16 protein-coding genes and 1 tRNA gene are annotated in these 17,642 nt (G+C 65.2%); 9 read left to right on the forward strand and 8 right to left on the reverse strand.

What is annotated here, in order from left to right; translation table 11 throughout:
• Window positions 1-53 precede the first annotated feature (53 nt).
• The gene (locus QRN45_RS10125) at window positions 54-1,445 is read left to right on the forward strand and encodes a CoA transferase (protein ID WP_284763218.1); all 1,392 of its coding nucleotides are present in this window, start codon (window positions 54-56) and stop codon (window positions 1,443-1,445) included.
• 54 nt (window positions 1,446-1,499) lie between these two features.
• Here the strand turns inward: QRN45_RS10125 and QRN45_RS10130 are convergent.
• Window positions 1,500-1,572: transfer RNA gene (locus tag QRN45_RS10130), tRNA-Lys, on the reverse strand.
• Between the two features lie 218 nt (window positions 1,573-1,790).
• Here QRN45_RS10130 and QRN45_RS10135 point away from each other — a divergent pair.
• The 3 genes from QRN45_RS10135 to QRN45_RS10145 all read left to right on the forward strand — a co-directional run bounded on the left by QRN45_RS10135 (window position 1,791) and on the right by QRN45_RS10145 (window position 4,321).
• A complete protein-coding gene (locus tag QRN45_RS10135; protein ID WP_078106945.1) occupies window positions 1,791-2,450 on the forward strand; it encodes a hypothetical protein in 660 nt (219 codons plus the stop codon).
• 238 nt (window positions 2,451-2,688) lie between these two features.
• Window positions 2,689-3,306, forward strand: coding sequence for a DUF47 domain-containing protein (locus QRN45_RS10140; protein WP_078106946.1), 618 nt, complete (start codon window positions 2,689-2,691; stop codon window positions 3,304-3,306).
• 1 nt (window position 3,307) lies between these two features.
• A complete protein-coding gene (locus QRN45_RS10145) occupies window positions 3,308-4,321 on the forward strand; it encodes an inorganic phosphate transporter (RefSeq protein ID WP_241707173.1) in 1,014 nt (337 codons plus the stop codon).
• A 94-nt stretch (window positions 4,322-4,415) separates the two neighbouring features.
• Here the strand turns inward: QRN45_RS10145 and pstB are convergent, their stop codons facing one another.
• The 4 genes from pstB to pstS all read right to left on the reverse strand — a co-directional run bounded on the left by pstB (window position 4,416) and on the right by pstS (window position 8,543).
• Window positions 4,416-5,195 carry a phosphate ABC transporter ATP-binding protein PstB gene (gene pstB, locus QRN45_RS10150; protein ID WP_078106948.1) on the reverse strand — a complete coding sequence of 260 codons (780 nt, stop codon included), beginning with the start codon at window positions 5,193-5,195 and terminating at the stop codon, window positions 4,416-4,418.
• 48 nt (window positions 5,196-5,243) lie between these two features.
• Window positions 5,244-6,353, reverse strand: coding sequence for a phosphate ABC transporter permease PstA (gene pstA / locus QRN45_RS10155; RefSeq protein ID WP_241707172.1), 1,110 nt, complete (start codon window positions 6,351-6,353; stop codon window positions 5,244-5,246).
• Complete coding sequence (gene pstC / locus QRN45_RS10160; protein ID WP_241707171.1) at window positions 6,353-7,285, reverse strand: phosphate ABC transporter permease subunit PstC; 933 nt, start codon at window positions 7,283-7,285, stop codon at window positions 6,353-6,355. The genes pstA and pstC overlap by 1 nt, the downstream gene beginning before the upstream one ends.
• A gap of 139 nt (window positions 7,286-7,424) precedes the next feature.
• Window positions 7,425-8,543, reverse strand: coding sequence for a phosphate ABC transporter substrate-binding protein PstS (gene pstS, locus QRN45_RS10165; protein ID WP_284763219.1), 1,119 nt, complete (start codon window positions 8,541-8,543; stop codon window positions 7,425-7,427).
• 282 nt (window positions 8,544-8,825) lie between these two features.
• On the opposite strand from pstS, the gene QRN45_RS10170 reads away from it, so the two are divergent.
• A complete protein-coding gene (locus QRN45_RS10170) occupies window positions 8,826-9,956 on the forward strand; it encodes an FUSC family protein (RefSeq protein ID WP_078106952.1) in 1,131 nt (376 codons plus the stop codon).
• 41 nt (window positions 9,957-9,997) lie between these two features.
• A complete protein-coding gene (gene radA / locus QRN45_RS10175; RefSeq protein ID WP_284763220.1) occupies window positions 9,998-11,371 on the forward strand; it encodes a DNA repair protein RadA in 1,374 nt (457 codons plus the stop codon).
• A gap of 130 nt (window positions 11,372-11,501) precedes the next feature.
• On the opposite strand, the gene QRN45_RS10180 is transcribed toward radA, so the two are convergent.
• Window positions 11,502-13,115, reverse strand: coding sequence for a peptide chain release factor 3 (locus QRN45_RS10180; RefSeq protein ID WP_284763222.1), 1,614 nt, complete (start codon window positions 13,113-13,115; stop codon window positions 11,502-11,504).
• A 335-nt stretch (window positions 13,116-13,450) separates the two neighbouring features.
• Here QRN45_RS10180 and QRN45_RS10185 point away from each other — a divergent pair, with 335 nt between their 5' ends.
• Window positions 13,451-13,711, forward strand: a complete 261-nt coding sequence (locus tag QRN45_RS10185) for a hypothetical protein (RefSeq protein ID WP_284763223.1) — start codon at window positions 13,451-13,453, stop codon at window positions 13,709-13,711.
• A 235-nt stretch (window positions 13,712-13,946) separates the two neighbouring features.
• On the forward strand, window positions 13,947-15,023 hold the full coding sequence (gene disA, locus QRN45_RS10190; RefSeq protein ID WP_078106957.1) for a DNA integrity scanning diadenylate cyclase DisA: 1,077 nt from the start codon (window positions 13,947-13,949) through the stop codon (window positions 15,021-15,023).
• Here disA and QRN45_RS10195 read toward each other — a convergent pair.
• Window positions 15,020-15,739, reverse strand: coding sequence for a hypothetical protein (locus tag QRN45_RS10195; RefSeq protein WP_264637176.1), 720 nt, complete (start codon window positions 15,737-15,739; stop codon window positions 15,020-15,022). The genes disA and QRN45_RS10195 overlap by 4 nt on opposite strands.
• A gap of 160 nt (window positions 15,740-15,899) precedes the next feature.
• On the opposite strand from QRN45_RS10195, the gene QRN45_RS10200 reads away from it, so the two are divergent.
• On the forward strand, window positions 15,900-16,868 hold the full coding sequence (locus QRN45_RS10200; protein ID WP_284763225.1) for an iron-sulfur binding domain-containing protein: 969 nt from the start codon (window positions 15,900-15,902) through the stop codon (window positions 16,866-16,868).
• 22 nt (window positions 16,869-16,890) lie between these two features.
• Here QRN45_RS10200 and QRN45_RS10205 read toward each other — a convergent pair whose 3' ends face one another.
• Window positions 16,891-17,559, reverse strand: a complete 669-nt coding sequence (locus QRN45_RS10205) for a class I SAM-dependent DNA methyltransferase (protein WP_264637174.1) — start codon at window positions 17,557-17,559, stop codon at window positions 16,891-16,893.
• Window positions 17,560-17,642 lie beyond the last annotated feature (83 nt).

Below are 17,642 nucleotides of genomic sequence, written 5' to 3' on the forward strand. Positions count from 1 at the left end.
TTGGATCCGGCTGCCATTGCTCGTTTCGTGTTGGCCCGTCAAGAATGGTGAGTGTGAACGACAGTTTCGCTGATGTGGCCTCCCGGATGTGGCACGCAATCGGTGCCGATGATGCTGATTGGCCGGCCACTCAGCTAACGACTACCGGACCGAGGTCGGTTCTCCCGGCGGCGTTCGACGTGACAGGACTCGCGACGGGAGCGGTCGCCGTCGCGACAGTGGCCGCTGATCAGTTCCTCGCAGCCCGCCGCCAGCCAGGGTCGCGAGCGGTGACGATAGACAGTCGGGATTCGTGCGCGGCGTTCGCCTCCGAGAGGCTGTTCGCCCCGATCGGCTGGACCCGCCCACCTTTGTGGGACCCCATCGCCGGCAACTACCGCGCGGCCGACGCCTGGATCCGGCTGCACACCAACTACGCGAGCCACCGTGCCGCCGTCGAGCGCGTTCTGGGCGCCCATGACCGCGACACGGTTCAGGCCGCGGTGGCAGGGTTGCGCGCCGAAGAGTTGGAGACGGCGATCGTCGACGCGGGCGGATGTGCCGCCGTCATGCACCACCGCGGGCAATGGCTCGCTTCCGCTCCAGGGATGGCGACGGCGGACGCGCCGCCCATGTCCGTCGTCGAGCGCCCCTCGCCGGGCACCGGGATGCCGAACGCCGTCGGGCGTCTGCCCTTCGACGGGGTGCGCGTGCTGGACCTGACGCGGGTGATCGCTGGACCGGTGTGCACCAAGTTCCTCGCTGGTTACGGTGCCGACGTGCTGCGGATCGACCCGCCAGGCTTTGACGAGGTGCCCTCGTTGCTCCCTGAGACGACGCTCGGCAAACGTACGGCCGCTTTGGATCTCACTGCCCCAAGCGACCGCTCGACGTTTGAGAAACTGCTCGCGGGTGCCGATGTGCTCGTATCGGGGCTGCGGGCCGACGCCCTGAAACGCTTGGGTTACGACGACGAGGCGCTGGCCGCCGTGAACCCCGGCCTGATCATCGCCAGCCTGGACGCGTACGGCTGGGAGGGACCTTGGCGCAACCGCCGCGGCTTCGACAGCCTGGTCCAGATGAGCTGCGGGATCGCTAACGACGGAGCGACGGCCACAGGCGAAGCGGAGCCCACTCCCCTTCCCGTTCAAGCGCTCGACCACGCGACCGGCTGGCTATTGGGTGCGGCCGTTGCCCGTGCCCTGACCCGGCGGCTCACCCACTCGATGACCGCCCGCATCCAGGGCTCACTCATTGGCACGGCCAACCTGCTGTACTCGCTGACCCCGCCGGACGACCACCTGGCCGTAGCTACACCGACAGACTTCACCCTGACCGCAACCACCACTCACTGGGGGCCGGCGCAACACGTGCCTCTCCCCGGTCGCATCGACGGCATCCCCGCGCGGTGGTCGCAGCAAGCCGGACCGCTCGGCCGCCACCCGGCCACGTGGGCCACGCCGTAGTTTCGCCTGGCACAGGTAAACCCCCGGAACCGAGCGGTTCCGGGGGTTTAAGGGTGGGCCCTGTGGGGATCGAACCCACGACCCACGGATTAAAAGTCCGATGCTCTACCAACTGAGCTAAAGGCCCCTGCCGACTGTAGAAACAGCCATAAATACTGTACCTCAAGCTCAAGGCCGTTTTGACACGGGCAGCACCCGCGCCGTCCTGACCTCTTTTGATCCAAACCCCGCCGACGACACACGCCCACAACGGCGAGTCGCGGTGCCCACGGATTCAAAGAAGGTCAGGAAGGAACGCCCCCAGTCAAGAGTGCACGAGCGAAAACACAGGAGTAGCGTTGGGGCATGAGCGAACAATCGGGACCTCCTGTGTACGGCGGAGCAAATAGGCACCACAAGCCGAAACCCTTCGCGCCGGTTGACTTCGAGCCTTTTGCCGGTGGAGCGGACCCCGCGCGCGTGTCCGAAGCAGCGCACCTTGCCGCCCAGGCCCTCGTGCGCCGAGGCAGGGACAGTGACGATCCCAAGATCACCAGGCGCCTCGTGAAGCTCGCCGACGAGCAAGGCCTTGAAGCCATCGCCGAAATGTGGGCCGAGAGTCCCGCGCGGTCCTTGCCGGGCGCCTTGTGGCGGCTCTATGCGTTGCGCGCGGCCACCATGCAGAACTCCGAGCGCATTTCCGTGTACTTCAAAGCAGGCCGGGACACCGCCCAGGTGTCGCACGTTGTGGCGGGGGCCGCCGAGCCGCCGGGAGCCGACGAGATGAAGCAGATGGCGGATGCCATCCTTTCGGGAGCGTTCGACGGCGATTTCGACGTCGCGCTGGAACGCTCAGCCGCGTTTTGCCGCGTCGTCGCGCTCGGCCAAGCCACCTTGGCGGACAGCGCCGAGCATTCGAACGAAGGCCACGCAAGCAAGCTGACCCGGAACTCCCACCAGCTCGTGAAGACCGCCGAAGATCTGGAGCACGCGGCCAATGCATGGCGCCTCGGAGAGCTGGACTGACGTGAAATATAAGGGCGACGGGCCGTCACAACCACCCCGACCGCCAGCTGTCAATGTTGACTTAGCTCGGACGACGTAGAAAACTGAAACTGGTGTCGAACCGCGAAACCCCCGGGCTTCAACTTATAGCCGCTTCGAGCGGCCTACCGCCGAGAGGCGTATCCGGTTCGGCACCATTTTTATGCCCTTCGGCGAAGACGCCGCCCCATCCCGATCCCTCCCGCCTACCGGAAGCCAAATGAAGCTGCGTCTCTTCCCTCAAGAACCCGCCGGGTTGCAATTGTTGTCGCAAATGGCCCGCCAGATTCTTGAGGCAACAGGGACGCTTTCTGAGATCTTCGGAGCTCCTGTCGCGGAGCACGAACGGCTTGTGGAGGAGATGCACGAGCACGAGGCGAAATCCACGGATCTGCATTTCGCCCTCCTGACCCATATGCGCACGAGTTTCGTGAACCCGCTCCCCCGCGAAGACATGTATGCCCTTTCCCGTTTCCTCAACGAGGCCATGGAAAAGCTGGATGCCGCGGGTGAGCTCGTGGCCCTCTACAAACTGGACCGGGTGCCCAAGCGTGCGGCGGACCAGTTGGAGATCATCAGCCGCCAGGCGGAACTCACGGTCGATGCCATGCGCCAGCTGGACGATCTTGACGAACTCGAGGACTACTGGATCGAGGTCCTGCGGCTGGCGAAGCGTGCGGAACGCAGCCACCGGACCTGGGTGGCCGAGATGCTCCGTGACATGAAGTCCACCCAGTTTTCCAGGAATCGCGACGTAGCCAACCAACTGGTCGACGTCACCAAGGACATGCGCCGGGTCGCTACCCAGGTAGGCAGCATCATCGTCAAGGAAGCATGAGGTGGCGGTCGCGTTCTACGCCCTTGTGGTGGTACTGGCGGCTGGCTTCGCATTCCTGAACGGCTTCCGCGACGTCTCCACCGCCGTCGCACTCTCTGTGCGGACGCGTGCCCTCACTCCGTCTGTAGCGGTCGTGTTGGCGGCTGTCTTCAACTTTGCCGGTGTACTGCTCAGCGGCGGATTCGCACTGATTTTCAGCCAGTCGTGGGTGGTCCTCCCCCCGGGAATGACCGGCCTGACTGTGCTCACCGCAGGGCTGTGCAGCGCCATCCTTTGGGGAATCTACGCTTGGTGGCGCGGTGTGCCGCTCTCGTCAACCCACGCTTTAGTGGGAGGCCTGGTGGGCGCCGGAGCCGCAAGCGCCGTGATGGGTGGCAGCTCCGTCAACGGGGTAGACGATATCCTGCTGGCACAAGTGGTCTTGCCGCTGCTGCTGTCCCCCGTGATTGCCTTCCTCGGCGCCTACCTGCTCGTGTGGCCTGTCACGTGGGCCGCGCGCTACACCCAGCCCGACGTCGTGCATAGCCGCTTCCGTCATGCACAATCCGTCTCGGCCGCTGCCGTCGCGTTCGGCCACGGACTGCAGGACGGGCAGCGATCCGTAGCGGTGATCCTGTTGGGCGCCGTTGCGGCCGGGGTGTCCGGCCCCAACGACCTCCCAGTCTGGGTCATCCTGCTGACGGCTGTCATGCTCACGGCGGGAACGCTTTGCGGCGGCTGGCGCATCTCGTACACCCTCGGCTACAAGCTCACGAGGGTAGACCCAATGCGGGGATTCATCGCCCAGAGCCTGACCTCGCTGATGCTGTTCGTCGGCGCCATCGGATTCCACTTACCGCTTTCCACCACGCACACGGTCACGTCGGCAGTGCTTGGCGCAGGAACCAACCAGAACTTTTCGGTCACCAACCGCCGGATGGTGCTGCGCATACTGGGATTCTGGGTCGCGACGCCGATCGTCACCGCCGTGGTGGCGTTCGTCGTCGGGCTGGCGCTCTCGCCGCTGTCGCACTGACTTGAGGAGTCGTCCAGGCACGCGAAAGCCCGACGCCGGCAGTCACCTCGGAAGGTGACCGTCGCCGTCGGGCTTTTAGGGAGCCGCTGGGGCCTTATCCGAACCGGCCGGAGACGTAGTCCTCGGTGGCTTTCTGGGACGGGTTGTTGAAGATGGTGGTGGTGTCAGCGAACTCGATGAGCTTGCCCGGCTTGCCGGTGCCGGCGATGTTGAAGAACGCCGTCTTGTCGGAAACACGTGCAGCCTGCTGCATGTTGTGCGTCACGATCACCACGGTGTATTCGTCCTTGAGCTCGTTGATGAGGTCTTCGACGGCCAAAGTGGAGATGGGGTCCAGTGCGGAGCAGGGCTCGTCCATGAGGATGACCTGCGGTTCCACTGCGATCGCACGGGCGATGCAGAGCCGCTGCTGCTGGCCGCCTGAGAGGCCGGAGCCCGGTTTCTCGAGGCGGTCCTTGACCTCGTTCCACAGGTTGGCGCCGCGCAGGGACTTCTCCACGAGCGCGTCGGCCGCGCCCTTGCTGATCTTCCTGTTGTTCAGCTTCACGCCGGCCAGCACGTTGTCGCGGATGGACATGGTGGGGAACGGGTTGGGCCGCTGGAAGACCATGCCAACCTGGGTGCGGACCGTCACGGGGTCCACGCCGGGGCCGTAGAGGTTGTCGCCGTCGAGCAGGACTTCACCTTCGACGCGCGCCCCGGGCAGTACTTCGTGCATGCGGTTGAGGGTGCGCAGGAAGGTGGACTTTCCACAGCCGGACGGGCCGATGAACGCCGTCACCGATTTGGCTTCAATGTTGATGTTGACGCCTTCAACAGCCAGGAAGCTGCCGTAGTAGACGTTCAGATCCTTGACGTCGATCCGCTTAGACATGGTGTTCCTTCGGTGCTGTGGTTGGAAGTGTGCGGGTGGCCTGGCGGGTCAACGGCCGGCCTTGGGGGCGAAGATCCGGGCGATCAGCCTGGCGCCGAGGTTCAGGAGCATCACCAGGATGATCAGGACCAGTGCGGCACCCCATGCCCGCTGGCTCGACGGGTCCGGGTTGGACGGCGAGGTCGGGTTCAGGATCTGCGTGTAGATGAACGTAGGCAGCGAGGCCATCCAGCCGCCGAACACGTTGTTGTTGATGGTGGTGGCGAAACCGGCGGTGACGAGGATCGGGGCAGTCTCGCCAATCACGCGGGCGATCGCCAAGGTGACGCCGGACGCGATGCCGGAGATCGCCGTCGGGATGACCACCTTGAGGATGGTGCGCCACTTGCGGACGCCCAGCGCGTAGGCAGCCTCGCGGAGCTCGTTCGGGACGATCTTGAGCATTTCCTCGCTGGAGCGGACCACCACCGGGATCATCAGTACTGAAAGCGCGACGGCGGCGACCGCACCGGTCTTGGTGCCGGGGCCGACCACGGCGAAGAAGAACGCTGCAGAGAAGAGGCCTGCCACGATGGAGGGGATTCCGGTCATGACGTCGACGAAGAACGTGATGGCGCGGGCGAGGGCCCGGTCATTGCCGTATTCCACCAAGTAGATCGCGGTCAGCAAGCCCACCGGAACCGAGATGACCGTGGCGAGCAGCGTGATCTGCACCGTGCCCAGGACAGCGTGGTAGATGCCACCGAGGACCTTCGTGCCGTCGTCCACGCTCTTGTTGTCCAGGGAACCTGTGACGCCGTTCATGGATGTGGTCAGGAAGCCGGGGGTGATGATGCCCGGGATGCCGTTCACAAGGACGGTCCAGATCACCGAAATCAGGGGCAGCAGGGCCACCAGGAACGAACCGACGATGAGGCACGTGGCGAGCTTGTCGCGCGCCTTGCGGCCGCCTTCGACCACTGCGCTCCAGCCGACCAGGCCGATCGCGAAGAGGATGGCGGACACGAGGCCCCAGCCGAAGGCGTTGAAGCCGATCAATGCAAGGATCGCTGCGCCGAGAACCAGGGCGACGGCCAGGACGACGTACGGTGCGAACGCGGGCAACTGGCCCTTGGTAAGTGCGGAGCGTTTGCGCGCTACGGGGGCTGTGACAGTCATTAGTTGGCTCCCGAAAATTCTTTGTGCCTGGAGATGATCCAGCGTGCAATCATGTTGACACCGAGCGTGATGACGAACAATACCAAACCGGCTGCGATCAACGTGCTGACCTTGAGTCCGCTGGCTTCAGGGAAGTTCAAGGCGATTTCCGCGGCAATGGTCTGGTTGCCGGTCTGGATCAGGCTTGCGGTCAGGGCACCGGAGGACAGGACCAGCGCGACGGCCATGGTCTCGCCAAGTGCACGGCCGAGGCCCAGCATGATCGCGCTTACGATACCCGGGCGGCCGAACGGCAAAACGGCCATCTTGATCATTTCCCAGCGGGTCGCGCCGAGGGCCAGGGCGGCTTCCTCGTGGAGCTTCGGGGTCTGCAGGAAGATCTCACGCGACAGGGAAGTGATAATCGGCAGGACCATGACGGAGAGGACGATGCTCGCGGTCAGGATGGTCTTGCCGGTAGCCGAGGCGGGGCCTTGGAAAATCGGCAGCCAGCCCATGTAGGTGGCCAGCCAGCCGTAAGCCGGCGAAATTTGGGGGGCAAGGAATGCCGCACCCCAGGCGCCGTAGACCACGGAAGGAATGGCCGCGAGAAGGTCCACGACGTAGCCAAGACCCGAAGCAAGCCTGCGGGGCGCGTAGTGCGAGATGAACAGGGCAACGCCGATGGCGACGGGGGTTGCAATCACAAGAGCGATGACGGCGGCAATCAGGGTGCCAACCACGATCGGCCCGATGTAGGCGAAGAAGCCCTGGCCGCCTTGGATGTCTGAGGGCGGAGCCACGAGCGCCGGAATGGCCTGGATGACGAGGAAAAGTGCGACGCCGAAGAGAACCACGAGGATCAGGCATCCCGCAGCCAGGGTGGCTCCGGAGAAGACCTTGTCCCCGGCGCGTCCGGCACCTTGGGAAGTGGTCAAGGAGTTGGTGGTCACTTCACGATCCTTCAGATTCACTCAAAAATGGCCAAGTTCCCCGCCCCGCCCGGTGATGTTTCACCAGCGCGGGACAGGGAACCTCGATATTCAGGGTAGTGGTGCTGCGGTCCGCGGCACCACTACTCCATTGCGGTCCTTAGGCCTTGGCCTTGATGGAGTCAACAGCAGCCTTTGCCTTGTCCTGCAGCGCCTTGGAGAGCGGAGCGGACTTGGCGGAGCCGGCAGCGGCCTGCTGGCCGGCGTCGGAGACTACGTAGCTCTCGAATGCCTTGACCAGGTCAGCGGTTGCCTGCTTGTCGTAGGTGGTGCAGACGACGTGGTACGAAACCAGGACGACCGGGTAGGCCGAGGAATCCGTGGTGGTGCGGTCGAGCTTGATGGAAAGGTCGCCGGTCGGGCGGCCTGCAACGGGCTTGCCCAGTTCAACGGCCTTGGCGGCAGCGTCGGCGGAGATCTTGACGAAGTCCGAGCCAACCTTGATCTGCGCGGTGCCGAGCTTGCCGGAAACTGCGGAATCGTCAGCGTAGGTCACGGCACCAGGGGTGTCGGTGACGGTCTTGACGACGCCGGAGGTGCCCTTGGCGTTCTCGCCCTTCAAGGATGCAGGCCACAGGCCGGCAGCCTTGTCGGTCCAGACGGAGGGAGCGGCGGATGCCAGGTAGTCCGTGAAGTTCTGGGTGGTTCCGGAGTCGTCAGAGCGGTTGACCGGGGTGACCTTGAGGTCCGGAAGCGTGACGCCGGCGTTCAGGGCGGCGATTGCCGGGTCGTTCCAGTTGGTGATCTGGCCACGGAAGATCTTGGCAACCGTGGTGGCGTCGAGCTTCAAGTCCTTGACGTTCGGGATGTTGAAGGCTACGGCGATCGGCGAGATGTAGACCGGGATGTTGATGGCGCCGTCGGTGCCGCACTTGGTCTTGGAGCTGGCCAGCTCAGCGTCGGTCAGGTAGGCGTCAGAGCCTGCGAACTGCGCGGAGCCGTCGAGGATGGCCTTGCGGCCTGCGCCCGAGCCGTCCGGGGAGTACTGGACCGTGGCACCCGGGTTCGCGGAAGCGAAGTTGGTCTTCCAGGCGTCCATTGCGGCGCCCTGCGCCGAGGAGCCGATGCCGGTCAGGGTGCCGGTGACCTTGATGCCTGCGGCGCTCTGGGTAGCTGCCGGGGCGCCGGTTGCGTTGTCTGAACCGCAAGCGGTCAGCGCAAGGGCGCCGACTGCGAGGACCGCGATTGCCGCGTTGCGGCCGAAGCGAGTTGCCTTCACTGGGATGTACCCCTTCCAGGGATTCTCTGATGCGTACCGAGGGAGAAAGTCGGCATACGAAAGATTTGCGTACGTGTTTGTACCTTTATTGACGGTATGAGCCGCAGGTAACGGGATCGGCGGTCCAAAGTGAACGGCAGATGAACGGCTGTGGACCATTGGCTTACAAGTGCAGCGTCGCCCTTGCGCTTGGCACGCCGTGAGGGATTAAGTGACGCCCCTCACTTTCCGGCTCCCTCGGCGTGCCGCACCCCGCACGCCGCTCCTGAATAGACTTGAGCCATGACCGCCCCACAAGGACTTTCAACAAGCAAGAAATTCCTGCGGGCGCGGCTGCGCACCGGCTTCGTCCGCAGCAGGAACTCCCTGGTTCCGGCCGTCCAGATGACCGTCTGCGCGGTGGGCGCCTACGCGTTCGCCGAATACATCCTGGGGCACACAGGACCCCTTTTCGCCGCAACTTCGTCGCTGATCGCGCTCGGCTTCTCGCGGGATCCGCGGCTTCGCCGGGTCGTGGAGGTCGGGCTTGGCTGCACCCTCGGGATCGTCATCGGCGATCTGCTGCTCCACTGGCTGGGTTCGGGGATCTGGCAAGCCGCCGTCGTGCTCCTCTTCTCCATCCTGCTGGCCCGGTTCCTGGACAGCGGCACCATCTTCACCACCCAACTTGGCCTGCAATCGCTCCTCGTGGTCTTGCTGCCCGCGCCGGCCGGGGGGCCTTTCACCCGCAGCATCGACGCCGTGGTGGGCGGGGTTTTCGCGCTGCTCGTCACCATGCTGGTACCGAAGGACCCGCGACGGGAGCCGCGCCAGGACGTCCGCAAACTCCTCCACGAACTCTCGGAGGTCCTCCGTGAGTGTGCCGACGCATTGATCAACAGCGATTCGACCCAGGCCTGGCATGCGCTCATCCGTGGCCGGAATTGCCAGCCCCTCGTGGACCGGATGCGCCAATCCCTCAAAGCCTCGGGTGAGGTGGCGACGCTCGCCCCGGCGTACCGGCGGCACCGCGACGAATTGACCATGCTGGAGGAATCGCTGGATTCCATCGACCTCGCCCTCCGCAACGGCCGGGTGTTCGCACGGAGGCTCACGAGCGCCATCAACCATGCAGCATTGACGGACGAGGCGACGGACAGCATTTCCGAGGTCCTGCAGGACACTTCTGCCGCCGTCGAGGAATTGTCGCTCGGCCTCGCGGAAGTGCACGACGGCGCCCGCCGCGCCCACCTGCGCGGCGCGCGGCAGGACTTGGCCGACATTGCCACCCGGCTGCACCCCAAGATCCTTCATGTGCAGAAGCTCGAGGGCGAAACAGTGGTGATGCTCTTCCGTCCGCTGATGGTGGACCTGCTCGAAGCCGCGGGCATGGATCCCCGGGAGGCAAGGGACGTGCTTCCTCCCTTGCAGTGAGGCGTGCCTGACTGTCCTACCCCTCCACTAGCCTTGTACGCATGGCTTCCAAGACCTCACGCACCTCAAAGACACCCGCGTACAAATGTGCCGAATGCGGGTGGACCACGGTCAAGTGGGTGGGCCGCTGCGGTGAATGCCAGGCGTGGGGCACCGTGGAAGAATCCGGCGCCACAGTTGCGCGTACGACGGCGGCAACAACAGTTTTGGAGCCGGCCCGCCGGATTGCCGAGGTAGACGGGACCACGGCCGCGTTCCTGCCCACCGGCGTCGACGAACTGGACCGCGTCCTGGGTGGAGGGCTGGTTCCGGGCGCTGTGATCCTGCTTGCGGGGGAACCCGGCGTCGGGAAATCCACCCTCCTGCTGGACGTCGCGGCGAAGTTCGCCCGCACGGGCCAGGACGTCCTGTACGTCACGGGCGAGGAATCGGCGGCCCAGGTCAAGCTCCGTGCGGAACGGATCGACGCGGTGGCGCATACCCTCTATCTCTCCGCGGAAACGGACCTCGGACAGGCGCTGGGGCAAGTGGAGAAGCTTGAGCCGAAGCTGCTGATCGTGGACTCGGTGCAGACACTCAGCAGCGCCGACGTCGAAGGCAGCGCTGGCGGCGTTTCACAGGTCCGGGAGGTCGCGGCGTCCATCATCGCAGCCGCAAAGCGACGCAACATGACTACCCTGCTGGTTGGCCACGTGACCAAGGACGGCTCCATTGCCGGTCCTCGCCTCCTGGAGCACTTGGTGGACGTCGTGTGCCAGTTCGAAGGCGAGCGCCATTCCCGCTTGCGTTTGTTGCGCGCGGTCAAGAACCGCTACGGCGCCACGGACGACGTCGGCTGTTTTGACCTGAACGAAACCGGCATTGAAGGCCTCGCCGATCCGAGCGGCCTTTTTGTGTCGCGGACGCGCGAGCCGGTGTCCGGCACCTGCATCACCGTGACCATGGAAGGGCGGCGCCCGCTGCTGGCCGAGGTGCAGTCGCTCTTGGCCGAAAGTGCCAGCTCGCAGCCGCGCAGGGCGACGAGCGGCTTGGACAGCTCGCGTGTCGCCATGCTCCTGGCAGTGCTCCAACAGCGGGGTGGCTGCATCCTGCACAAGGACGACTCCTACGTGGCCACTGTCGGAGGGGTGAAACTGAGCGAGCCGGCAACCGACCTGGCGGTGGCGCTTGCCGTGGCCTCGGCAAAGGCGCGCAAAGCACTGCCGCAGCGGCTGATTGCCTTCGGCGAGGTTGGCCTGGCCGGCGAGGTCCGGCCGGTTCCGGGGATCAACCAGCGCATCCACGAGGCGCAGCGGCTTGGTTTCACCCACGCGGTGGTGCCCGCCAGCCCCAACGGACCGGGGCCCGTCCCCGAGGGTTTCTCGGTCCGGGAGGTGGCACACCTGGCGGAGGCCTTGGAGCTCCTGATCGTCTAGCGGGTGGCTTGGCTTCGGAGTGTCAGGCTTCGACGTCCCACGGGACATGCCCCCTGCTCGAACCAAGCACTGGACATAACGGCATTATGTCCAGTCCTCGACCGATTCGAGGGGCATGTCCGGTGGATTACTATTTCGCGGGGTTGTGCGTGCCGATCGGGACCAGTGTGAGCTTCGGGTGGTTCTTCTCGATGCGGCGGAGAGCCCAGACATCGTTGAACAACGCGAGGTATTCCCCGTCGGACCTCAACAGCACCTCAGCGCCCGGGACGTTGGCGAGCGTCGGCATGGCGTCCGCCGTCGAGATCCTCGCCATCGAGTACGGGAGCCGCTCCAAGCGCATAGGTGCGTTGAAGTCGTGTGCCATGCGGTCTTCCACCACCTCGAACTGCATCGGACCGACTGCGGCGAGCACGGGTGCCTGATCGCCCCGGACGTCGGAACGGAGCACCTGGATGACGCCTTCGTGCTCAAGCTGTTCGATGCCGCGGCGGAACTGCTTGAAACGGCTGGGGTCCTTGGACCGGGCCACTTGGAAATGCTCGGGCGCAAAGAGCGGAATGGCGGGGAATTCCACGGGTTCGTCCAGGAACAGGCTGTCTCCCACACGGAGCGAGGACGCGTTCACCAAACCCACGACGTCCCCGGGGTAGGCCTCGTCGATGACTTCCCGCTCACGCCCGAAAACCTGCTGGGCGTACTTGGTGGCGAAGGACTTGCCGGTGCGTGTCTGCGTGACCACCATGCCGCGCTCGAAAACGCCGGAGCACACGCGGATGAATGCGACGTGGTCGCGGTGGGCCTTGTTCATGCCGGCCTGGACCTTGAAGACGAACCCGGCGAAAGGAGCATCAACGGAACGGGGTTCGCCGTCGACATCCGGACGGGGTGCTGCCGGAGGCGCGAAATCCACCAAGGCATCCAAGATCTCCTTGACCCCGAAGTTCAGGGCCGCCGAGCTAAAGAGGATAGGGGTGGCCGTTCCGGCGTGGAAGCTCTCCACGTTGAATTCGAGGTTGGATTCGATCACCAATCCGGCTTCGTCGACGGCGTCGTTCCAGTTGTTGCCCTGGGTTTCGGCCGCTTCTTCCGGGGTGAAGTACTCGGTGATGGCGATGTTGGCGCCGGCGTTGTTGCGTGCGAACCGCGCGAAGCGGTCGTTCCGCAGGTCCCAGACTCCGCGGAAGTCGCCCGAAATGCCCACGGCCCACGTCAAGGGCATGGGCTGGAGGCCGGTGCGCTCGGTGATCTCGTCCATCAGGGCGAGGGCATCCAGGCCCGGACGGTCCCATTTGTTGATCACCGTAATGATCGGCAGGTTCCGCTGCTTGCAGACCTCGAACAGCTTCATGGTCTGTGTTTCCAGGCCCTTGGCGGCGTCCACCAGCATCACTGCGCAATCGACGGCCGCCAGGACGCGGTAGGTGTCCTCTGAGAAGTCGGCGTGGCCCGGGGTGTCCAGCAGGTTGATGACAGTGTCCCGGTAGGAGAACTGCAATGCCGCTGAGCTGATGGAAATACCGCGGTCCTTTTCCATCTGCATCCAGTCGGAAACGGTTTCCTTGCGGTTAGCCTTGCCGCTCGACGCACCCGCGGTGCCGATGACTTTGGCGTGCAGTGCGAGGGCTTCCGTGAGCGTGGACTTGCCGGCGTCAGGGTGCGAAATGACCGCGAAAGTCCGACGCCGGGAGGCCTCATGGTGAATTTCCTGGACTCGGGCGGGGCTCAGGACTTCTTGGGACACGGTGCTACTTTCGCTGCGATCGGGGCGTAGCCCGCACTGGAATGACGGGCCGAACGTGGATTGGAGGCTGGATACGGGCCCCGTGCCGGCCGGGAGCCAGCTCAGGAAGCGGCACGATTTGTGCGCAGCCAAGATACCAAGTTTATCGCAGGCCGGGCCCACGCCGGCGGCAGGGTCCAAGGCCGGCGCTTAACAGGATCGAAACGAGGTGCACAAACCACCGAAACGACCCGCCGATAGTTTGAGTCAATGGTGGACATGTCCGGCCCGCGTTGGGGCCGATCGCCAGGAAGACACCCGAGCTGCCGGCTTGGCATGAAAGGAACAGGGCATCAATGAAACCAGGGAATGACTTGTTCTACGATCCCCTCGGACCCTCCCCCGCGGCGGACTCCACCGGGTTCGCCGAAGCGACCTCCACGGCCGCCAGGAGACGGCCCCGGCAGGCACACCACCCGGACGCCGGCACAGGCGGAACCCACGCTCCCGCGAGGCAGTCGCATCCGGACGCGGGAAGGGCTGCGGCCCGGGAAGCCGCGCTGCAAAGCGTACGACGCGACCTTGAGCGGCTCGCACGCCTCCGGACGGCTCCGTGAGGGCCCCGGGATGCGAGCCCAAAGTGGCCGTGCGCCGTCCGCCGTCGAACGCGTTTCGAAGCACTCGCCACATAACCCTCTTTGGGGCACTTTAAGGCTTGCCCGTGCGGTTGTTGCCGGTCTATACCTCTATCATTGAGCTTGCGGGAAACCTGGCATTTTGATCCCGTCGACTGATTGCTGAAAACCGGCACACTTGCGGACGCGCCTGCGTGCACCTTTGAAGGGAACACCTATGGCTCGGAGCCCCGAAGATTCGCTCAAGGCGACTCTGGGCAGGGTGGCCCCCGGAACACCGTTGCGCGACGGCCTGGAACGCATCCTCCGTGGGCGCACCGGCGCATTGATTGTGCTGGGAACGGACCGGACCATCGAGTCCATCTGCTCCGGCGGTTTCGAAATCGGCATCGATTTCTCCCCGACGCGGCTGCGTGAGCTCGCGAAGATGGACGGTGCCATCATCTGCGACAAGGACGCCGGAAACATCCTTCGTGCCGCAGTCCAGCTTGTGCCGGACTCCAGCATCGAGACGCAGGAATCCGGAACCCGTCACCGGACCGCCGAGCGTGTGGCCATCCAGACCGGAGTACCGGTGATTTCGGTCAGCCAGTCCATGCAGATCATCGCCCTCTACGTCAACGGCCTCCGGCACGTCCTCGAGGGTTCCGAGAAGGTGCTCGCCCGCGCCAACCAGGCTCTCGCGACCCTTGAACGTTACAGCGCCCGCTTGGACCAGGTCACCAGTGCCCTGTCGGCCCTCGAAATCGAGGCCATGGTCACCGTCCGCGACGTTGCTGTAACCCTCCAGCGCCAGGAAATGGTCCGGCGCATCGCCGAGGAAATCGCACAGTATGTCCTGGAGCTCGGTGAGGACGGCAGGTTGCTCTCACTGCAGTTGGAAGAGCTCACAACGGGCCGCGGCCCGGGCAGCGACGTGATCATCCGCGATTACGCCGGCACCAATGCCTCGCCGGAAGACATCGACGGCGCCGTGCAGGCTCTCTTGGATCTTGGCCCCACGGAGCTGATTGACCTCAGCAAGATTGCCGGGATCATCGGTTTCGCCGGGGGCATGGATGTGCTCGACGCCGGTGTGCAGCCGCGCGGCTACCGCCTCTTGTCAGGGTTGAAGTCGGTTCCGAAAGCCGTGGCCGACCGCTTGGTGGAGCATTTCGGCGGACTCCAGTACCTCATGGCCGCCACTATCGACGACCTCATGACGGTGGACGGCATCGGCGACCAGCGCGCCCGGACAGTCCGCGAAGGGCTCAGCCGCATGGCCGAAGCCAGCCTGCTGGACAGGTTCCTCTAGCCGAGCTGGAAGACGGTTTTCGTGCTCGCCTTGTTTCCCAGGATGGCCTTGAACGTGTAGGTTCCGGTGGCCGGTTTGGCCGAGATGACGCCGCAGCCCTCGGTCGTCCGGTTGCGCTGCCACGGGAAGTTGGCGGTCTCGCTCTTGCCCGGATCGATCTGCTTCACGAGGTCATCGCCCTTCGCCTGGCAGTCCTTCGAGGAGAAGATCCGGTCCTCGCCGCTCATCACCAGAAACTCCATCTGGGAGGTGCCGACGTTGACCTGGCACGGTGCTGCTCCGCCGTTGGTAATCTTCATGCTCAGTACGGGGTTCTGCCCGGCCGCATAGGCAGGCTGGTCCGTGGACGCCGTCACCGTCACAAGGTTGAGATCGCACACCGGGGTGGGCGTTGGCGTTGTGGTGGCCGCAATCGGATCCGCCGAGGGCGTCTGGCTCGCAGGGGTGGCTCCGACCGCCTGGGGGTTGGATGCGCCGGAGTCGGCCTTGCTTGCAAGGGTTGAGCTCATGGCGGCGACCCCCGCCACGAGCATCGCCAGGACCGTCAGGAGGGCACCGAAAACAACCAGCCTTCGACGCCGGTAAACGGCAGGGCTCGTCCGTCGCCTTTGGGGCCGGCCCCCATTTGCAGAACCGCTGTCGCTTGCCGTCCGGGCAGCGCTTTTCGCCGGAGGCGACGTGCGCGCCCTCGGCGGTTGCTTGCCCTTGTTGACCATGCTTCTAGGCTAGGCAACGCACTGCCCGGATGGCGCCGCACCACGCCGCCGGGGCCCGATCGGAGCCAGTGTGACCTACATCATCCCCGCGACTCCACTACAGTGGATGGCAGGAATCGGCCGCCATCAGGGCACGCCACGAACCGCAGCGAGGATCTCCATGTCACTGCCAGGCGCCTCTGAACTTGCCGGCATCCACCACCTCACGGACCTGCACCAGTCCATGGACCGCTGGTTCTCCGAGGTGGCCCGGGTGTTGCCGTGGAGATCGGCGGACTGCAGCCCGTGGGGGATCCTGGTCAGCGAAGTGATGCTGCAGCAGACTCCGGTGGTTCGCGTCCTGCCGGTGTGGGAAGACTGGATGGAACGCTGGCCGGAACCTGCGGATCTCGCCAAGCAGCCCTCGGGTGAGGCCGTGCGGCATTGGGGCAGGCTCGGTTATCCCCGCCGCGCGCTGAGGCTGCACGCGGCCGCCGTCGCAATCGTCGAGCAGCACGGCGGCAGGGTGCCGGACACGCACACGTCGTTGTTGAGCCTCCCCGGCGTCGGCGACTATACGGCCGCAGCCGTGGCCGCTTTTGCCTTCGGGCGCCGCGAAACCGTAGTGGACACGAATATCCGGCGCGTGCATGCCCGGCTCGTTTCGGGGCTTGCGTTGCCGGCTCCATCGCTGACCGCCTCGGAGATGCGTCTCGCCGAATCGCTCATGCCCGACGACGTCGGGCTCTCCGTCCGCTGGAACGCCTCCGTGATGGAGCTCGGAGCGCTCGTGTGCACCGCCCGCTCCCCCAAGTGCATGGATTGCCCCGTCCGCGACTTGTGCGCGTGGCTCGCGGCCGGTGAACCGCCCCCGACGTACACGCCCAAGGGGCAGGCGTGGCACGGCACCGACCGGCAGCTGCGGGGTGCCGTCATGGCCGTATTGCGCGTGGCCGATTCGCCGGTAGCCCCGGAGCTGTTCGAACGCCCCGCGGCCGACCTCGGTTTCGACGGCGAAGGCGCGGCCGTGCCGCTGGCTGCCCTGCACCGCCTGAACTCGGCCCCGGAACAGCTGGAACGCGCCCTCGAGGGGCTCCTGCGCGACGGTCTGGCCGAGATGCACGACGGCGGGCTGCGGCTTCCGGCCTAGGCTTCCGTCTGCGCTGGTTCCGCTACGATCTGGCCGGGTTGCGGGCTGGCTTGCGGGCTAAGAGATACGCCTGCCGGGTTTTCTCGTATCTGTCGTCCGGTTCGCGGAGCAGCTGCGCTTCCACAGCAAAGCCCGCCTGAAGGAGCAGTTCCGTGATGCGCTCAGGCGGCAAGCGGTAGGCCTCAAGGTCGATTTCGTGGCCATAGGCGAAGCCCAGGTGCCTCGGCTCGTCACCGGCCTGGAACGCGAGCAGCAGCAAGCCGCCATCCCGCAGGCTCCGGTGGAATTCCGCGAACACCCCCGGCAAACGAGCCGGCGGCGTGTGGATGATCGAGTACCAGGCGACGATCCCACCCAAGGCGCCGTCCGCGAGCTCCAGCGATTCGATCGACCCTTCATCGAACCGCAGGCCGGGGTGGTCCCGGCGAGCGACCGCCACCATCTCGGGCGACAGGTCGATGCCGAAAGGCGCCAGGCCAAGTGAATGCAGGTGGGCCGTAATCCGTCCAGGTCCGCAACCGAGGTCGGCAACCGGCCCGTCTCCCGCGGACTCCACGAGCTCGGCAAAGGTACCCAGCATGGCCCGGTCAAAGGGTTTGCCGTCGAGCTCGTTGCGCAGGAGTTCTGCGTAATCGGCAGCTACCGTGTTGTAGGCGGCACGGGTGGCCTTCACGTCCGAGTGTTCAGTCATGCAAAGAACCCTAATGTTTGCGGTCGGCCTCGTCCTTGCGCCGGGCCGAAACCGGCGGAAAGCCGGCCGTGACCTTCGCGTGA

Origin of the sequence: Arthrobacter sp. efr-133-R2A-63, assembly GCF_030209795.1 — a bacterium.
Lineage (GTDB): Bacteria > Actinomycetota > Actinomycetes > Actinomycetales > Micrococcaceae > Arthrobacter > Arthrobacter bambusae_A.